Origin of the sequence: Fodinibius saliphilus (genome assembly GCF_005869845.1) — a bacterium.
In the GTDB taxonomy this organism is placed as follows: domain Bacteria; phylum Bacteroidota; class Rhodothermia; order Balneolales; family Balneolaceae; genus Fodinibius; species Fodinibius saliphilus.
The window spans coordinates 169978-189217 of the sequence record NZ_VAWF01000003.1 but is presented as its reverse complement, the minus strand read 5'-3'; the positions used below and the strand labels follow the sequence as shown (position 1 = coordinate 189217).

Sequence of the window (19240 nt, the reverse complement as noted above, 5' to 3'; positions counted from 1 at the left end):
AGGAGTCTCCTGACCGGGGACTCCTTTTTTATAATCTCCCGCCACCTTTAACTTTTGTATTTCGGATAATGGACTCTAAGAGCTATCTTCCCATCCCACTCAAATTTTGTAGTGTTACAATCAGTGTGTTCAATCTTCAACAAATGTGCTTCGCAATGCGGCTTATTAAGCTTTCTACTTTTACTCTTGTTTTATCATTATTAACTATAAGCTCTCTTTTTGCCCAAAAACAAAAGCTCACTCCCGATGATTATGACCAGTGGCAGTCTATTAGATCTACAGAATTATCGGCCAATGGAGAATGGTTCGGTTATAATATCAACCTGGTAGATGGAGATGGGTGGCTTACCATCAAAAAAGTGGGCACAGATTCTACCGGTGACCATAAGTATATGCATGCAGAAAGGCTCGAGTTCTCTCAAGATAATCAGTGGGCTGCGTTTCAAATCGGAGTCTCAGAAAACAAAAAAGAGAAACTCGAAAAACAAGATAAACAGGTTCGTCTTAAGCTGGGTTTAATGAATCTGTCCACAACTGAAGTTGATACGTTTAAAAATATTTCAAGCTATACTTTCTCCGATAACGGGCACTACCTCGCGATGAAAAAGTACCAGGCCGAACAGTCAAAAGCAGAGGGTACAGATCTCATCCTCCGAAACCTGCAGGAAGGAACGAATCAACTCATCGGGAATGTATCGGAATATGCCTTTAATGACGGGAGCACCAAGCTGGCTGTGCTTCTTGATGCTCACACCACCCTCGGTAATGGTGCTCATTTGTATGATCTTTCTACAGGACGAATTACTGTACTAGACAGCGATACTACCACATACAAGAGCCTGGAATGGAGTGAAGATGGAACAGCTTTGGCTTTCCTTAAGGAAAAGGAAGACAGTGATTTCAAAAATATCACACATCAAATATTAGCATTTAAGAATATCCATAAGTCACCAGAAAAAAATATTTTTAACCATCACAACATAAATAATTTTCCTGATGAGTATCGCATCGTTGATTATCGAAATCTAAAATGGTCGGAAGATACTAAAACCCTTTTCTTTGGAATTATGGAATGGGAGAAAAAAGAAAAAGAGACAAAGGCAGACTCTACGAAAAAAGATAGCGGAGGTGACCTGGACCCCTCAAATGTAGAAGTGTGGCACTGGAAGGATGATAACATTCAAGCAAAACAAGAAGTGTTAGTCGGGCAAATGAAACAAGAGAATCACCTTGCTGCCTGGCATTTAGATGAAAACACCTTTGTGCAAATTGGTAATGAAATGCTTGAAGAAACATTCCTTACCGGGAACCAACAATATGCGGTGGGATATAACCCTAAACCCTATGAGCCCACTTTTGAAGAGGAATGGAAAGATGTATATCTGGTTGATGTAACATCAGGTGAATCCAAGAAAATCCTTGAAAAGCACGAATATATAAGAAACTCACCTGATGGTAAATATCTACAATATTTTAAAGATCAAAACTGGTGGGTCTACAATATTGAAAAAGGAAAACATATAAATCTGACCAAAAATATTAATACCCGCTTTCAAAACTTCACTAATGTTAACGGGCGTAAAAACCGACGTCCTTTCGGCAGAGGAGAGTGGGCCGAAGATGACAGATGGTTCATTGTCTATGACCAGTATGACGCATACAAAATTTGGGCTGATGGAAGTAAGACAGAAAAGCTGACGTCAGGCACTCAAGATAAAATTCGCTATCGACAAGTACGATTCGACTACGACAATAAAGGCATTGCCAAAGACGAAACCATCTATTTCTCTATGTATGGAGATGAAAGTAAAGATCGGGGCTATGCTCGTACTAGTAAAGCCGGACAAACACATACCCTGGTTTATGAACCTAAAATGTATAACCGCCTTACTAAAGCAGATTCTACCGAACATTATATATACCAGGTACAATCGGCTACCGATTCTCCTGATTTCTTCCATGTTGACTACGACTTTGCTGACCCGGTAGCCTTGACATACACCAATCCCCAACAAGATAACTATTACTGGGCTGATGATGAGGTTGTCACTTTTACCAATGCAAACGGTGAGCAGTTAGAGGGCCGGCTTCTCTACCCTGCCAACTATGATCCTGACAAAAAATACCCGATGATCACTTATATTTATGAAGAGCGATCACAGACAACCCATCAGTATAGCATTCCTACGAAGAGAAATCCGTATAACTTTAGGCGCTTTTCTTCGGAAGGATATTTCGTTTTCCAACCGGATATCACCTACGAATTAAGTAATCCCGGAATATCCGCAGTTGAAAGCGTAGTACCGGCAGTAGAAAAAATGATTGATACCGGAATGGTTAACAAAGACCAAATTGGATTAACCGGTCACTCATGGGGAGCGTATCAAACAACTTTTATCATAACGCAAACAAACTTGTTTAATTCAGCTGTTGCAGGGGCCCCTCTTACCAATATGATCAGCATGTATAATTCGGTGTATTGGAATTCCGGTACGCCCGATGCTAATATATTTGAAGTTAGTCAGGGTCGTTTTCCTGATCCATGGTGGAAAGATTGGGATAACTTTGTAGAAAACTCTCCTATCTTCCAAATGGAGGGGGTAAGTACTCCACTCTTGGTAGAATTTGGAACCCAAGATGGTGCTGTGGACTTTAATCAAGGTGTTGAACTGTACAACACGATGCGCCGTATGCAAAACCCCTTTGTAATGCTGGTATATGAAGGAGAAAACCACGGGCTGGCTCGCGAAGAAAACCAGATCGACTATGCCAACCGTGCTTTCCAATGGCATGAGCATTATCTCTTAGGTAAAGAAGCTCCTGAGTGGATTACTGATGGCTTGCCATACTTGCAACGCCCGGCCATGAAAGACAACGGAGCCAAGTAGATATTTATCCCTAAATTATTCTTTTAAAATAGCTCATGCTTTTAAACGGGGGTGAGCTATTTTTTTAATCCCATTTCTTTTGGACATGGCCACCTACGAAACAGATACCGATACCAGGAGCATGCTCTTCGCCAAAGGAATGCTATTCATTGGTAGTATGGTTTACTGGCCATTGAACTCCATAAACTAATCCTTGATGAAGTGCTGACACTTATTGGAATAAGCTGGATAATATTACCCTCACAAAATTCAGTCTTCGCCTTACTTATGAGAGTGGAACCAAAGAACGCTTTCGACTGTCCTATCTAGCGGCCGACGAGTTTAAAAACTTAAAAACGATCCTGAAAGAAAAAAGCGAATCATACGACTTCGATATCACAGAAAAAGCGTGGTGGAAAATCTTTTAGAGCGCTTTACAAAACCTAGCTTGTCATCCTGAATCCAGTTCAGGATCTTGGTTTAAACGCCAAAAAATGAATAGGAGATTCTCATACGCCTGACGGCGGACAGAATGACAATATGGAGATAGTTTTGCAAAGCCTTCTTAAGCTAAAAAACTTCTGCAATTAACTTGATAGCCATCCCCACGGCCAGAACTGCAAAAGCCAACTGCAGGTAGCGTCGATCTACTTTCAAGTTAAAGAGAGCCCCCACAAAACCCCCGAACAGCCCCCCTATGGCCAGCGGCAATGCTGCACCAAAATCTACGTACCCCCAATGGAACGCAGTTAATGTTTCAATACCTTTACCTGCCAAACCAAGCTGTACCCATCCCGACAGTGAGATCATTACAATAGCGAGTGACGAGATGCTGACGGCACGGGAAAAGTGCTTTTTATAGAGCAGGTTGAGAAGGGGCACCATTACACCACCGCCGCCGATACCGGCTAAGGCTGCCACAAATCCCCCTAATCCCCCTGTTACAAGAGATTGTGAAATAGCTATCTCATTATTGTTGGATTTAATTATTTTAGACTTGTTATTTCCTCTGCGATAAAACATATAAGCAACATAGAACAACAGCAGGCTAAAGAAGATGACAAACTCCTGTTTACTATAGTATGGTGAAGTAATTACAAGCTTTCCGAGATAAACACCTGCCGCCCCCATCAACCCAACTTTGAGCCCATCTTTCCAGAAAAAATTCTTTTGCTGAAACTGCCGGACCGAGCTGCCTGCTGCAGCAATAAAAGTACAAAACAGAGAACTGCCAATAGTTAACACTACGGGGTTTTCAATACCGGCATCACTCAAGACAAAGAAGAGGATGGGGGTAAATAATACGCCACCGCCCAGACCAAATAGTCCGGCAACAATACCTGCGATAATACCTAAAATCAATAGTATGGCGATCTCTATCATAGCTGAACTTTTCCCTCTAAAAAGGTGCATGCTTCACCAGCTAATTGTACACGTTCGCCTAAGTATGTACAATAAACTGTGCCTCCTCGTTGAGATATTTGCCGGGCGATCAATTCTTTTTTACCCAGTTTCTCACTCCAATAGGGTATTAGCATTGTGTGGGCAGAACCGGTTACGGGATCTTCATCGACACCGGCATTGGGAGCAAAAAACCGAGAGACAAAATCGACTTCATTTCCCAGCGCTGTCACAATGACGCCGCGCACATCGGCTTTGGCCAGCAAACGAATGTCAGGATTGAGGTCACGGACCTGCTGCTCACTTTCTACTACGTATAGCAAATCGGTATCACGGTACAGTTCCTGACATGATACTCCTATCGCTTTTTCCAAAAAATCGGGGAGTTGGGCTTCTTTAACCTTAGCAGCAGGAAAGTTCATTTTCAGTCGTCCCTGCTCTTTTTTTACGATTAGTTCTCCGCTGCGAGAATTAAAATGTATTTCATTTTCCGGATAGTTGAGATGCTCAAAAATAACATGTGCTGTTGCCAAGGTCGCATGTCCACATAGGTCTACTTCTGTTGTCGGGGTAAACCATCGCAGATGAAACCCGTTATCCGTTTGTACAAAAAAAGCGGTTTCGGAGAGATTATTCTCCATCGCAATTTGTTGCATTTGCTCATCAGGCAACCATTCTTCCAAAGGGCAAACGGCTGCAGGATTTCCTTCAAAAAGTTCTTTCGCAAAAGCATCTACCTGGTAGATATCCAATCGCATATATACTCTTATTTTATGATTCAATTGTTGCTCTTCAATTAACAATTATTTTCCTCTTTTCAAATTCATCATTTCCGTTGAAAGAAGCTTATATTTAGGACAATTGAATTCTTTTTAACCCCAGTATCTATATCCTGATCATTTTTTTGATAACAGGATAGCCTGAAGTTTATTTGTATATGCACCTATTTCCAGAACGTCTGAGTGAGAAAGTTGGCTTTAATTCAGTACGATCGGCAACGCAAGACAAAGCCCGATCGAAGATGGCAAAAGAGCAGATAGCGATGATGCAGCCCTTTTCTGACCGACAGGTTATTGAACGACGGCTGGAGCAGACCGCTGAAATGATGGACCTGCTTCTCAATGATTCGTCCTTTCCCCTCAATAACCTACATGATGTCCAACAGTTTCTGGACAAAGCCCGACCCCAAAATAGTATTATTCCACTTCAGGCTTTTGTTAAGATATTAGAGCTCAGCATTACGGCTCGCCGTATTAAAACCTATATCGAAGAGCGCGAAGAACACTACCCGGCTCTCAAAGAAGTTTCTATTGCACTGATCCCCTTGAAAAATTTGGAAGAAACGTTACAAGAGGTACTCACAGAGAATGGGGAACTCCGTGATGATGCCAGTCCTAAACTTCGCTCTATTCGCAAAAGAATTAATAACCGAAAGAATGATCTGCGTACCACAATCAACCGGGTAATGGGACGCCTATCGAAAAAGGGTATGGCTTCTGATGAGGGCCCTACCATCCGCAATGGACGCATGGTGGTACCGGTACAGGTTGAGTATAAACGAAAGGTTAAAGGATTTGTCCACGATGTATCTTCTTCGGGCCAAACGGTGTACCTAGAACCGGTAGAAGCGTTAAATATCAATAATGAGATTCGTCAGCTTGAGTCGGAAGAGAAACAGGAGATTGAACGGATTTTACGGGAACTGACTAGTGAAATCCGAAAACGAAGTGATAAAATTCGACAAAACATGGACTGCCTTACCACTCTCGATATTATACGTGCTAAGGCAGAACTCAGTATCGATATGGACGGTTTTACGCCAGTTATTTCCGAAACCTCTCATCTTTATATAAAAGAAGCATACAATCCCCTGTTGCTGCTTAAAAACCGCGGACTTCCGGAAAACAAACAAGAAAAGGTAGTGCCGCTGGATATGGAACTTGAAGAGGAAGAACGGTGCCTCGTTATTACCGGTCCCAATGCGGGTGGAAAATCGGTAGCTCTTAAAACTCTTAGTCTCTGTTCTATGATGATACAGGCGGGTTTTGCAATCCCCGCCCGTGACAGCTCTGAAATCCCTATATTCGACAGTATTTTTGTAGATATGGGCGACGACCAATCTATTGAAAATGATTTGAGTACTTTTTCTTCACGCCTGGAGTGGATGAAACATACATTGGCAGAAGCTAATGAAAATAGCTTGGTTCTCATTGATGAGGCCGCAGCGGGAACTGATCCCGAGGAAGGGGGCGCTCTGTTTCAGGCTTTTATTGAAATCCTGATGGAGCGCAAAGCTAAAATACTAGTTACTACTCACCACGGCTCACTCAAAGTATTTGCTCATGAACGTGACTATGCTGTCAATGGGTCAATGGAGTTTGACCAAGATACATTATCGCCCACCTATCGGTTTAAGAAAGGAATTCCCGGCAGCAGCTATGCTTTTGAAATTGCAGAACGGATGGAGCTACAAGAAGAACTTCTGAGCAATGCCCGAACGCTCCTGGGAGAAGCTAAAGGAGATATGGAGACCCTTATCTCAGAGTTGGAAACAAAGAGCCAAGAGGCAGAGGAGCTCAAAAAGAAGTATGACAAACTAAAAGCAAACACTGAAAAAGAGCGGCATCGCTACAAAGAGAAGCGCACGGCTATTGAGAAAGAGAAGCAGAAAATCCGTGAAAAGGCCCTTAAGGAAGCTAAAAATATCATGGATTCAGCCAATAAAAAGATTGAAGAGGCTGTAGAGCGTATAGTTGAAAAGGGGCACAAAGATGATGAAACAATTAAGGAAGCCCGTAAAGAGGTTGAAGAACATCGCAAACAGATTGATTCAGAACTGCAGCAACTGGAAGAAGAGCAGGAAGAGCGCTACCAGGATGCTAAAGAAAAACCGCAAGTGGGCGATTTGGTTCGGCTCAAAGATGCTAACACGACTGGAGAACTTAAAGAGATCAATGGTAATAAAGCAGTTATATCAGCGGGCGGATTGCGCGTTAAAACGAAATATAAGAAGTTGGTCAAGGTTGAGGACGCTTCGAAAAAGAAGAAAAAAAAGCAGAAAGTGAAGGTCAACTTTGAAGAAGGCAGTCGATACAAAATGGTAAAGCCCCAGCTTAGCATTCGAGGCATGCGCGGCCGTGAGGCGATGAAAGAAGTGGAACACTATATCGATAATGCGCTTGCTGCCGGACGTAATGAAGTACAAATTGTGCATGGCAAGGGTGAAGGCATTCTTAAGAATCTTGTCCATGAGTATTTGAACAAGCGAAAAGAGGTTTCTAGCTATGAAATTGCTCCCATTCAGCAAGGGGGTGCAGGTTGTACGGTAGTGCACTTTTAGTGTTGGAGTGCGAAGTGATTAAGTTCTAAGTGTTACGTAGCTGATCACGAAACTGTACCGATGACGGGGGACTGACAACCGTTAATAGATGACTCCACTTTACAGATTCTAGCATCCAAAACTCACCCTTCCAGCTCTTCCTTAATTATTTTACGAATAGAACTCCAACTTCCTTCGGCCTGGCTATCTACCTCAATACCCTCCCCTTCCAACTTCTCGGTAACCGCTTGATCTCCCGTAGTAATGTGGGCTTCGCTATAATTTAGGTTAGGGAATGCCGCCAGCAATCGATTTACCGATCGACGTGAATGGAAAATAATAAATGCAGGATCATGGGCAGCAATATCTTTGCGGTACTCCTGTAATTTTAACTCTTCAGGGCCTTCCAGGGTAAAGAGAACCAATTCCTCGACGGGCACATCTAACTCCCTTAAAAGCCCAGGCATACTTTCCGAGGTTTTATCTCCGCATGGATATAGCGTACTACCAATATGCTTAATACGCAGCATAAACTCCAGCAAGTCTATCGCCTTGCCATCAGAATGGGGATGCACCGCCGGTATACCTGCTTCTTCCAAATAGTCAGCCGTGTGCTGATTTAATGCCAAATTCAACTGGTTGCGTACCGCATCCATTTTATCATACTTCTCAACGGCTTCCACAAAAAACATGGCGTTACGTTTACTACCGTGCACAATATTCTCAAACTCATCTAAAAGCTTGAACGTATCACGCACATCCTGATCATCTTCTACCAGCTCATAACGCTCCAGGGGATAATGCAAAACTGAAACGGTTTCATCTCTCAGTTCAGACTGAAAAGTTTCGGTATCTTCTTTGGCTGCAGTTAATAATACTGAACGACTCATAATGGCTAAATAAATTTCTAGTTAGTAATTCTAAAAAAGGTATCCTACGCCAACATAAATACGCGTCACATCTTCGGAAAAACCGACATCTCCTCGTAGAATAAAGTCGGGAGTAAAAATAGACATCGCTCCCCCAAAACCAATTGTTTGTTTATAACCACGAAACAGGTCCTTTACATCATCCGGAGTGGTAAAAACCCGACCAGTATCTGTAAACAACTGCCCCCCGAACTTCAGGTTATACAGCTCTGGAAATTCGAAAAGCCAAGTTCTGAGTTCAAGTGTGTAAGCTATCGAGCTATTGCCTTTAAACCTGTTCAAAGGATAGCCCCGAAGAGTGTAGGCATCCCCAAGGGTCGAAAGTTCCCAAAAGGGAGTATCACCTGCTGCATGACGTGCTTCTAATTTATTTGCAAACGTTATCCAATTAAAAAGCTGGAAATATTGCCGAAGTTCTAATCGAACGGTTGTGAATGCATATTTACTGATCAAATTGGGGGCAAAACGAACTTCCAACTCTGCTCTATTTCCTTTGGTTGGATCAAACTCACTATCTCTGTTCTCCCAGACAAACCCCGCATTCAAATTGTTAATCCATCCTCCTTCCTGTCCATTGGGGCTTAACTGGAAAAAAGACGACTGCTGCTGCCTTTCATAAGGGATATAATATTGGGTACTTAGCCCACCCTGCAGATCAAACTGACTATGCCTATCACGGAAAAGGGGCTTCCGCAATTTATATTGTGCGCCAAAACTTATTGAACGAAAAAAGTAATAATTATTATTCCATTGGCTTTCTGAAAAAGTGGTATTATTTCCTACACCAAAAAAGAGATCTGTTGTATAGCGATAGAAATAGCCTTCTACAGAGGTACGGATATCACGATTAAAACTCCGGTTCTGTTCGTATTTCATCTCCGCTTCTACAAAACCCTTAGTTGAAACTATCGCAGATGATTTCAGATAGTTTTTAAAAGGAGCAATTCCCCCTTTGTAGTTATATCGATTAAATATTGCCCCCCCAACAAATCCTTCATTAGAACTGTACCCAAAAGCCGGGACCAATGCCGTGGATATGGAGTCTGCCCCTACCCCCCCTCCCAATAGTTGGGCACTGGCAGAACCACAGAAAAGATTAATTAAAACAATGGTAAGTATAAGACGTTGTTTCACGATAAGCGTATTTTAGGAGTCTAAGATTTCCTCTTCTTCCAGGATTTCCAACGTTTCCACAGCGTGACGTAAATGGGGAATAACAATACTACCCCCTACCACCAAAGCCACATTTAATGCTTCTACAAGCTCCTCTTTGGTAGAGCCTGCTTTTGCACATTGCTCCAAATGGTAATCGATACAGTCGTTACATCGCAATACTGTTGAGGCTACCAATCCCAGTAACTCCTTCGTTTCTACAGATAGCGCCCCCTCTTTGTATGTATTATTGTCTAGATTAAAGAAACGCTTAATGCCAAGATTGTCGAGATCTAATATCTTATCATTAGCCGCTTCTCGTGCTTTGCGAAACTCTGCTAATCGGTTATTTTCTTTTTTGTTCATCCTTTTGCTACATTCTTATTTAAAATGCGCTTTAAGATACGACATATTCACAGGAAGTTTAATCTGAATTTTGAATCTGCGATTAACCCCTTTTGCGTACCGTGAGTAAAAAAAAGTCATCACCTAAACATAAACTTGTAGTATTAGGAGACAGCGTCAGCCAGGGGTTTCAAAATGGCGGCATATACCGCACGGATCTTAGCTATACCAATTTTCTGCGACAATGCTGGGAACCTACCCCTGATTTCGACCAACCGCTGTTTACCGCGCAAGCCGGCATTCCCCTGAATCTTGAAGTACTAACGCGTGGCTTAGCCGATGAATTTGGGGAATCCTTAGAGTGGAATGAATACCTGCCCGCCATCTCCCACCTGTACCAAACACTGCGCCGTGTTAAACGATATTGGGAGGGCAAAATAAAACCTTTGAAACGAGAACGTGACATTCCCTACCACAATCAGTCGGTTTGGGGTTTTGCCATGAATGATGCCTGGATGGTTACTGAACGAAACAGTAAAGAACATATTGAAACCCAACCTGAAACATATTCAGTTTTCGACATGCTGCCTGACCATGCGATGTATGTTACCGCTCGGTTGGTGTTGAATCCCTCCTATAATGAAGCGTATAGAGATTATACGCTACTGGACAATATTCGTTACTTACAAGAGCACGGAGGTATCGAAAACCTTATTGTAAGTATGGGACACAACAACGTCATCGGAGCGGTTTCAGACCTAAAATACGTTCTTTCTGAGGAAGAAGACCTTCAAAAGTTCCCTACCGAGCGTAGTTACACTGTTTACAGACCTGAACATTTTGAACAGGAGTTTAGAAAACTGGCAGAACAAGTAAGCCAAGTGGGAGCAGAGCGAATTATCACGCAAACCATCCCATATGTCACCATACCCCCTGTTACACGAGGGATTAACTCTGATAAATCACGCAAAGAACATACCGGCTACTTCGATTACTACACCCGTTTCTGGGTTTGGGATGATGACTTTCATCCTGACACCCATCCTCATTTAACCAAAGATCAAGCAATTAAGCTTGACCAGCATGTTGATGAATACAATACCATCATCAAAGAAGTGGCCCGCGAATATGGATGGATCACAGCTCCCCTGAATCGCTATGTAAGTGGAATTGCACGCAGACGTCTAGGAGGACCCAACCGCATCCCCTATCCCGAAGGGTTCCGACAGGCTATGAAACGTCACGAGATGACCAAGCACTTGGTAGAAGATGAGGATAATCCCAAATTAAGTACCGATTATATTCGAATTGACGAAGATAACGGCAAAGTGTATAAAGGCGGCATCTTTAGTCTCGACGGCATTCATCCCACCACCATTGGTTATGGGCTCATCGCCTACGTAGTTAAAGAAGCAATGGAAGATAATGGTATTAGCTTTGAGAAAGATTTAGACTGGGATCATATTATCTCCAGTGATACTTTAGTAACAAACCCTCCTTACCTGCTGGTAGAACTGCGTAAACTCCTTCGATTCTTATCGCTCGGTAACCAAGATAAGATGTCGGTGGTTGGTAATGGTGTACTCAACCAGCTAATGAATGTCTTTTCATATCGCGAAAATTCGCAATAAAGAGATTAACTTCCATCCAATACTAAAGTGCGAACTTCAGAAGGAGGTTCAGCACCAACATACGCTGCCGTTGACCACGCATCCGCATGCATAGCCGAAGAGTGAATGGCCGTAACTGATCCCACCGGTTCTACGGGTTTTGCCTGTGTAGGAAATAACAGGTGTCCCCACGAATGTTCATTTCCATCATGGCGACGTTTTTGATAAGCTCCACTGGTGCTTAATGCTTCATTAGAAAGTTCCACCGGCTCTGCCAGCGGTTGTTGTGTTTGGGGATCTACGAGATAGACCGGCCATTTTTGGCCCTTCATAGGTTTGCCAAAGCAATGAATATCTCCACTGAAATTAATAAAGGCAGCAGAAATATCGCATTCCTTCATTGCAGAGATCGCTTTGTCAAGGGCATACCCTCCGGCAATACCTCCGGTATCGATAGCCATACCCTGCTCGGCAAGCAATATGTTATCATTCTCAATGATAATCTTATCTGACCCTATAATACGTTCGAGGGTTCTTAATTCTTTATCTGTGGGTTGAGAAATAATTCTCCCGGGATTATCGCGAAATCCCCAACGCTTCATTGCAGGCTCAACGGTAACGTCAAAATAATTAGCACCCTGTTGGTAAACCGCTTTAGCAAAACGCAAAAGTTCTATCGACTCATTAGAAACGGGCACCGGTTTTGTTCCGGCTTTGCGAGCAAGCATTGCCATCTCACTTTTCTCATCATACATTGAGAACGTTTTTTCAAGATCACGAAATATCTTCTCAGCCCGTCGAATAGCCTTGAAGCCCGCCTTCTTGGTTTCTGCTACTACCTGAAATGATATTAACGATCCCATCACAACGCTTTGTCGGCTCACAGGAGTCAGCGAGATACCACCCTCCCTCCATCTCTTTGGAATGACTGAACCACCCAAAAGAGTCCCGAACCCACCGGTAATAGCTAACTGCAAGAACTGTTTACGGTCAACACTCATATTAACCCTTATTTTGTTTTGATAATGATTCTTTCATAACGATAAAACTCATCCAAGCGTAGGTGCCCACCATCAAAGCCCCGCTAATTATTACTACATAAACAAACGGTGACCACAGGTATCGCATCACCCACAATCCACCAAAAGTTACAAAGAGTGAAATAAGGGGTTCCACCGCAATAGAAAGCTGTAGCCAAGAATCTTTACCCGTGGCTAAATACAAAAATCCAGTAATAAAAAATAGAGAAGACAACCCCAAAATATGATTATGTGTTGTTATGAGCATCTCTTTCACGGGCTTGGGAAATTTCAATTCCTGAGAAGCCTCAATTTTACTTTTACTAATTCCTTTATACTGCTCTACTACTCCCTGAGGAGTTAAGTGCGTGGTAACTTCAATCATAATACCGCCCACGACCACCCCAATAAATGAGATCAACACAAAGGTAAAAACCAGTTTTTTAAATGATTTTGGCCATGTTCTCAGTGCTGGTAATGATTTCATTCGGGTAATGATATCTGGTTAATAATTAATAAGAGATCATGAACAGAGTTGGTTATAGAACGAACTGATATCGTAGCACCACTTATATTCTGTATACCTCTCCTAAACCTCACCTGCTTAGCTTTCGACTTTCCTTTAAACTGGTTCCGAAAATAAGAGTAATCAATTTCATATCCATAATTTTCCCGGTAATCCAATACATCAATACCGGTGATCTTTTTTGAAGCATCAAAATATAGAAGGTAAGTAAACTCTTCTGAACGGCTTGGAGCAATATCCGGCAAAACATATTGTATACCTTTGCCTGTACTAATCGTACCTATATATACTGTATCCGGAACTTCCGATTTTGCACGCAACTTACCTTCAATTAGTTGAGCCGTACTATCGGAAACTTCAATTTTTGCCCACTGAGTTTTTTCTTTCACTCCCCAAACTTCGTTTACCGAATTTGAAATAAGTGTTTCATTTAGTTCATCAGGATGCACCTGCCCCATGACGTTATTAGCCAAAACTAACAAGGCAATAGACGCAATAAATGTCGAAATAACTGTTTTGTTCATATCATCAGAAATATAAAAAGGGAGAAATCCGTAGACTTCTCCCTTGAAAATGGTAATAACTGCTTAGAAGTTATATCCTATACCAATATTTAATTGGTGCTTATCATTGAAACCACCTTGTGTGGTTAACAGTTGATAATCAGCTTTAACAGCAACTTGAGATACCGGCTTATAGGTCAAGCCAAAAGTATATTCGTATCGTTCGTTTTCAGGATTATCAAAAACGTTAACCGTTGATGCCTGAGTATCATATACTTCAGCACGGCTGAAAAGGTTCAACTGCTGGTCTGTAACTTCATCTCTTAGACGCAAAAGATCATAAGAAAGCTCAAGGTATCCTCCATACTGAGAATCACCTATATTATTCCCTAAGGTGTTATTGATATCTTCAGCATTAGAAGTAGAACTGTATACAAACAAACCACGGGCTTCAAAACCCCCGTTATTGTAAATTGCATGACCATCAATCATATGAATTGCAGCGCCTTCCATAGCTGAACCATACTTATAGTTTGAGGATAAATGGGAGAAGAAATAAGAAGCACCAAAAGTAAGGTTTAAATTCGGACGATAGTCTAAACGCCCCGTTACAGCCCAGTTATCAGTAGAAGATTCAAAAGCCTTTTGGCGAGCATCACGGATACCACTGCTTCCCGTAATCCCTTCCGTTTTCAAACCAGCCATCAGATAAAGCTTATAACTCAATCCAGATTCGGTTTTACCGTAAACTCCTGCACCTGCTTCTCTCCATGTAGATGGAATGATATACTTCTCTACATTAGGACGTTCAACACCATTAAATGTTGGGGGTTCATGAACAGGATTTACAATCCCCATAGGAACAAGCATAATACCACCCCGGGCACCAAAACTCTTTTTAAAAGCCAAATCGATATAAGCTTGCTCAAGAGCAACTTCGCCCTGACCATCTTTTACATAGGTATGTTCTATTTCTAACTCTGAACGGAATTTAATCCAATCATTAAAATCGTATCCTGCGTACAAGATAAAACGATGAAAATCGAATTCACCCGGCCCTTGATCACCGTTTGCTTTATAAGTTACATCGTTATAATGGAGTTCTCCATACCCTCCAATAGTAGCTCCCTGTTGGGCAGATGCTGCCGCAGAAAACGCCACTATAAGAGCAATAGATAAACTAATTTTTTTAAAAAAGCGCATATTTCTATTCTTTGTGTTCTTAATTAAGGGTTATTGTTGGCTGATCTATAGAATAAACTTTTAAATAATTCCTGCTTCTCTAAGTAGGTTAAGCGTACCTTCCAATTGTTTTAGCTGCTCATAATCGTAATTAGGGCTCAATTTCAAAGCCTCTTTTGACTCCAGCATATAGTCAGGAAGTTTCGCTTTTTCTGTTACCGGGTATTCATTCACCGATTGTGCTGCATATTCCTGAGCCTTCTTTGACAACAGGAAGCTCATAAACTTTTGAGCTAACTCTGGATTATCAGCAGTTTTTAGCTGTGACACTCCTGTTACCAATGCCAGGTTTCCAATATCACCATTATCAAAATGATAGGTTTCAATATTCGCATCAGGATTAGGTCCTTTTTCCCCATAATGCTCATGGTCCTCAAAATATCCTTCTTTACCACCATGCTTTGTCTGGATCACGTAATAGTGATTGGTAAGCCCAAGGTCGATCTCACCAGCCATAATAGCCTGCACCATCGGGGTGTTAGAGCTATAAGCTTTGGGGTCAAGTAGCTGCATATTGAGAAGCCATTTTTTGGCCGTTTCGTTATCTTCCGTTAATCGAAGCGCAGTAATAAAATCGTAGAAACTGGAATAAGTGGGGGTCCATCCAATACGACCCTCAAACTTATCCATTTTCGGCAAATCAAGAACTGAACTTGGCAGATCTTCGGGATTTATGGTTTCAGGATTGTATGCCAAGACTCGAAATCGAGCCGTTACCGGCACCCATTTCCCGCTGGCAGATTGATACGCATCCGGCTTTTTGGTTAACGAATCAGGCAGTGTTGTTAACATCCCCTGTTCGTTTGCCTGTGCAAGGGCTCCGGTCGTATTTGCCCAATATACATCAGCAGGACTCTGTTCGCCCTCCTCATTCAAAACAGCCAACAGCTCAGCATCATTACCATACCTCACCTGGATATCGATACCGGTCTGTTCTTTAAAGTCAGAAACCAGTTTCTTCACTAGTGCCTGACTCCGTCCGGAGTAGACTACCAGCTGATCAGAAGATGATTGACTACAAGAGCTGATTAAAAAAAACGTCAGTACCGCAACAAATACTTTTAGTAGATACTTCATAATAATTGATCCGAAGTCTTCACTTTTCGTTTATATTAAAAGCGTATTCTCAGGTCTGTGATTATCGAGCCTAGAAAACACTATACTTAATTAGATCAATTCTAATTAAGAGACGGAAGGTATTGAAATTCTCATACAATGACTAATAAAAAATCATCAGTTGGCATACTAGGAGCAGGTATTTCAGGGTTGACCATTGCCCATGCCCTCGCCCAACAAAATGTATCGGTCACGGTTTATGATAAACGTGACGAAGTAGGCGGTGCGATTCAATCGAACCGTCGTAACGGCTGGCTCATTGAGGAAGGTCCAAATACTTTAATGGTACGCTCACAAGAACTGTGGGATCTGTTGGAGAAGTTAGATTTAAATGACAATATTCGGGAAGCAAATACCGCAGCAAAAAAACGTTTTATTGTCAAAGAAAAAAAACCCGTGGCTCTGCCCCATTCGCTGGGGAGCTTTCTATCTACGCCGCTATTTTCTACAGGCGCAAAACTGCGATTACTGAAAGAGCCCTTTGTTGGCGCTTCTCAAAAACAGGATGAAAGTATTGCTAACTTTATTGAGCGTCGCCTCGGAAAACAACCCCTTGATTATGGGGTGAATCCTTTTGTTTCGGGTATCTTTGCCGGCGATCCCAAACAGCTTTCTATTAAACATACCTTCTCGAAACTCTGGGCGATGGAACAAGAACATGGAAGTCTGCTTAAGGGCTTGTTTAAAAAAGGACGCTCCAATAATACTCCGCGAAAAGCGCTGCTTTCTTTTGATGAGGGGAACCAGGTACTCCCCCAAGCGCTGGCGAATACTCTTCCCGAAGGGGTTAATACTTCAGCCACCATCACCTCGGCAACAAATAATAACAACGGATGGACAATTGAAGCAAAAGTAGAAGGAGATACGATCAGGAATCGGCACCATTGTTTAGTATCCACCGTGCCTGTCTATACCGCATCCAACATTTTTAACAATCCCCTTTTTGATGAACTGGCAGACCTCCCCTATGCCCCTCTTAGCGTATTAGCCTTGGGTTATAAAAAAGAGCAGGTTAGTCATCCATTAGATGGATTCGGCATGCTCATCCCCGAAAAAGAAAAGTACAAACTGCTGGGATGTTTATTCTCTTCCACCCTTTTTAAAGGGCGTGCTCCTGAAGGGCATCATCTTATCACCTGTTTTATTGGAGGAGCTCGAAACCCAGATTTGGCCTCAAAACCTGAACAAAAATTACGTTCAATAGTAACAAACGAACTGAGTGAACTACTGGGAGTAGCAGGAGACCCCGTGTTTTGCCATCATAAATTTTGGAATAACGCTATTCCCCAATACGAGGTTGGCTATGATCACTTCATTTCCCAGATGCAAAAAATAGAGCAGCAACAACCGGGGCTCTTCCTCGATGGGAACTTTCGCAATGGGGTATCAGTACCCGATTGTATATCATCAGGAATGGAAACCGCAGAAAAGGTATCCTCATTCTTAAGAGATCATAATAAAAAGGGCTAAGCTCCCTTCGCCAATTCTGCTAAAATTTTAGTACCTTCATAGACGAAATCAAGGAACTATTTTTTGTAGCAAAGAAAATCTGAAAACAAAGTAAGACAGTATTATGGCTAATGCATTTTTTGAAATTCGGGAACCGGAAAACGAACCGGTTTATTCCTATGCTCCGGGTACTCCTGAACGGGAAAAACTTAAAAAAGAAATAGAACGACAAAAAGCACAGCAGATAGAGATACCTGCTATTATTGGCGGCAAAGAAGTAAAAACAGGACGCACTGCTGATCTTGTTATCCCCCATAACCATGATCACAAATTGGGAGAAACACATCTTTGTGGTGAAAAAGAAGTACAGATGGCCATTGACGCTGCTATGGAAGCCCGTGAAGAATGGGCTAAAATGGACTGGCAAGATCGTGTAGCCATATTTAAGAAAGCCGCAGATCTTCTTTCCGGCTCTTGGAGATACAAGATCAACGCTTCTACCATGTTGGCACAATCCAAAACGGCCTACCAGTCTGAAATTGATGCAGTAGCAGAACTTGCAGACTTCTTCCGTTTTAATGCCTATTACCTTACAGAGATCTATCAGGGCCAACCGGATTCTCCTGAGGGTATGTGGAATCGCTCGGAGTATCGTCCGCTTGAAGGATTTGTTTTTGCCGTTACCCCCTTCAACTTTACCTCTATTGCCGGCAATCTTCCAACGGCACCCGCCATTTGTGGTAATGTAGCTCTTTGGAAACCGGCAACTTCATCGGTCTATTCCAATTACTTTATCATGAAGCTTCTTCAAGAAGCAGGACTCCCCGATGGTGTTGTTAACTTCTTGCCCGGAAACGGTGCGGATATCGGTGACCCTGTTCTTGAAAGTGAACATCTCTCCGGGCTCCACTTCACCGGCTCTACCGGAACCTTCCAACACCTGTGGAAAAGCATCGCCGAAAAAATTGAAAAATATAATACCTACCCACGCATTGTAGGGGAAACCGGCGGTAAAGACTTTATCTTTGCCCACAACGAAGCTGATGTCGATGCACTGGTTGTTGCCGCTCTGCGTGCCGCTTATGAGTATCAGGGACAGAAATGCTCTGCTGCTTCTCGCATGTATATCCCAGAATCCATTTGGAATGAATTCCATGAAAAATTCACTGCTGAAGTGGAAAAAATAAAGATGGGCGAAGCAGAAGACTTTAGAAACTTTATGACCGCTGTTATCGACCAAAAAGCTTTCGACAGCATCACCGAATATATCGACTATGCACATGATGCTGATGACGCTGATGTTCTGCTCGGCGGTAACTATGATGACTCTGAAGGCTTCTTTATTGAGCCAACTTTTGTGCTTGCTGAAGACCCTCACTTCAAAACCATGGAAGAAGAGATCTTTGGGCCTGTACTAACGGCTTATGTATATGAAGATGATAAGTTTGATGAAACACTCGAACTCTGTGATAACACTTCCCCTTATGCGCTGACCGGGGCTATCTTCTCTCAAGACCGTTATGCTCTCAACAAGATGGCGGATCGTCTGCGACAAGCTGCTGGTAACTTCTATATTAACGACAAGCCCACAGCAGCCGTTGTTAACCAACAGCCCTTTGGTGGTGCACGAAAATCCGGAACCAACGATAAAGCCGGAAGTGCTGCCAATCTGATGCGCTGGATCTCAATCCGTTCTCTAAAAGAGACCCAGGAACCACCTAAAGACTGGACCTACCCTTTCATGGGTGAAGAGTAAAGTCGA

At 42.5% G+C, this 19240-nt stretch carries 15 protein-coding genes; 5 read left to right on the top strand and 10 right to left on the bottom strand.

Annotated features, from left to right (window positions below):
* Positions 1-155 precede the first annotated feature (155 nt).
* Positions 156-2888 carry a S9 family peptidase gene (locus FCN14_RS11460; RefSeq protein ID WP_171032901.1) on the top strand — a complete coding sequence of 911 codons (2733 nt, stop codon included), beginning with the start codon at positions 156-158 and terminating at the stop codon, positions 2886-2888.
* A 549-nt stretch (positions 2889-3437) separates the two neighbouring features.
* Here the strand turns inward: FCN14_RS11460 and FCN14_RS11455 are convergent.
* Together FCN14_RS11455 and FCN14_RS11450 are read right to left on the bottom strand one after the other, a co-directional pair.
* Entirely contained in the window at positions 3438-4280 is an 843-nt protein-coding gene (locus FCN14_RS11455; protein WP_246043155.1) for a sulfite exporter TauE/SafE family protein, read from the bottom strand.
* Positions 4247-5026, bottom strand: coding sequence for a PhzF family phenazine biosynthesis protein (locus FCN14_RS11450; protein WP_138431419.1), 780 nt, complete (start codon positions 5024-5026; stop codon positions 4247-4249). The genes FCN14_RS11455 and FCN14_RS11450 overlap by 34 nt, the downstream gene beginning before the upstream one ends.
* Before the next feature lie 179 nt (positions 5027-5205).
* Here FCN14_RS11450 and FCN14_RS11445 point away from each other — a divergent pair, with 179 nt between their 5' ends.
* On the top strand, positions 5206-7608 hold the full coding sequence (locus FCN14_RS11445) for an endonuclease MutS2 (protein WP_138431418.1): 2403 nt from the start codon (positions 5206-5208) through the stop codon (positions 7606-7608).
* Between the two features lie 122 nt (positions 7609-7730).
* Here FCN14_RS11445 and FCN14_RS11440 read toward each other — a convergent pair whose 3' ends face one another.
* From FCN14_RS11440 to FCN14_RS11430, 3 genes are read right to left on the bottom strand one after another with little or no spacing between them, the layout of a single operon-like run.
* Positions 7731-8477, bottom strand: a complete 747-nt coding sequence (locus FCN14_RS11440; RefSeq protein ID WP_138431417.1) for a uroporphyrinogen-III synthase — start codon at positions 8475-8477, stop codon at positions 7731-7733.
* Positions 8478-8507: 30 nt separating this feature from the next.
* Entirely contained in the window at positions 8508-9650 is a 1143-nt protein-coding gene (locus tag FCN14_RS11435) for a ShlB/FhaC/HecB family hemolysin secretion/activation protein (RefSeq protein ID WP_138431416.1), read from the bottom strand.
* Positions 9651-9662: 12 nt separating this feature from the next.
* Positions 9663-10034, bottom strand: coding sequence for a carboxymuconolactone decarboxylase family protein (locus FCN14_RS11430; RefSeq protein ID WP_138431415.1), 372 nt, complete (start codon positions 10032-10034; stop codon positions 9663-9665).
* Positions 10035-10135: 101 nt separating this feature from the next.
* Between FCN14_RS11430 and FCN14_RS11425 the strand changes: the two genes are divergently transcribed.
* Complete coding sequence (locus tag FCN14_RS11425; protein WP_138431414.1) at positions 10136-11644, top strand: hypothetical protein; 1509 nt, start codon at positions 10136-10138, stop codon at positions 11642-11644.
* 5 nt (positions 11645-11649) lie between these two features.
* On the opposite strand, the gene FCN14_RS11420 is transcribed toward FCN14_RS11425, so the two are convergent.
* The 5 genes from FCN14_RS11420 to FCN14_RS11400 all read right to left on the bottom strand — a co-directional run bounded on the left by FCN14_RS11420 (position 11650) and on the right by FCN14_RS11400 (position 15990).
* Positions 11650-12624, bottom strand: a complete 975-nt coding sequence (locus tag FCN14_RS11420) for an FAD:protein FMN transferase (protein ID WP_138431413.1) — start codon at positions 12622-12624, stop codon at positions 11650-11652.
* 1 nt (position 12625) lies between these two features.
* Entirely contained in the window at positions 12626-13129 is a 504-nt protein-coding gene (locus FCN14_RS11415; protein WP_138431412.1) for an Aq_1264-related membrane protein, read from the bottom strand.
* Positions 13126-13692, bottom strand: coding sequence for an FMN-binding protein (locus FCN14_RS11410; RefSeq protein WP_138431411.1), 567 nt, complete (start codon positions 13690-13692; stop codon positions 13126-13128). The genes FCN14_RS11415 and FCN14_RS11410 overlap by 4 nt, the downstream gene beginning before the upstream one ends.
* A gap of 63 nt (positions 13693-13755) precedes the next feature.
* A complete protein-coding gene (locus FCN14_RS11405) occupies positions 13756-14874 on the bottom strand; it encodes a porin family protein (protein ID WP_138431410.1) in 1119 nt (372 codons plus the stop codon).
* Positions 14875-14934: 60 nt separating this feature from the next.
* Complete coding sequence (locus FCN14_RS11400) at positions 14935-15990, bottom strand: extracellular solute-binding protein (protein ID WP_138431409.1); 1056 nt, start codon at positions 15988-15990, stop codon at positions 14935-14937.
* A 138-nt stretch (positions 15991-16128) separates the two neighbouring features.
* Here FCN14_RS11400 and hemG point away from each other — a divergent pair, with 138 nt between their 5' ends.
* Together hemG and pruA are read left to right on the top strand one after the other, a co-directional pair.
* Positions 16129-17499, top strand: coding sequence for a protoporphyrinogen oxidase (gene hemG, locus FCN14_RS11395; RefSeq protein ID WP_138431408.1), 1371 nt, complete (start codon positions 16129-16131; stop codon positions 17497-17499).
* A 103-nt stretch (positions 17500-17602) separates the two neighbouring features.
* Positions 17603-19234: an L-glutamate gamma-semialdehyde dehydrogenase gene (gene pruA, locus FCN14_RS11390; protein WP_138431407.1), complete on the top strand. Its 1632-nt coding sequence runs from the start codon at positions 17603-17605 to the stop codon at positions 19232-19234.
* Positions 19235-19240: the final 6 nt, after the last annotated feature.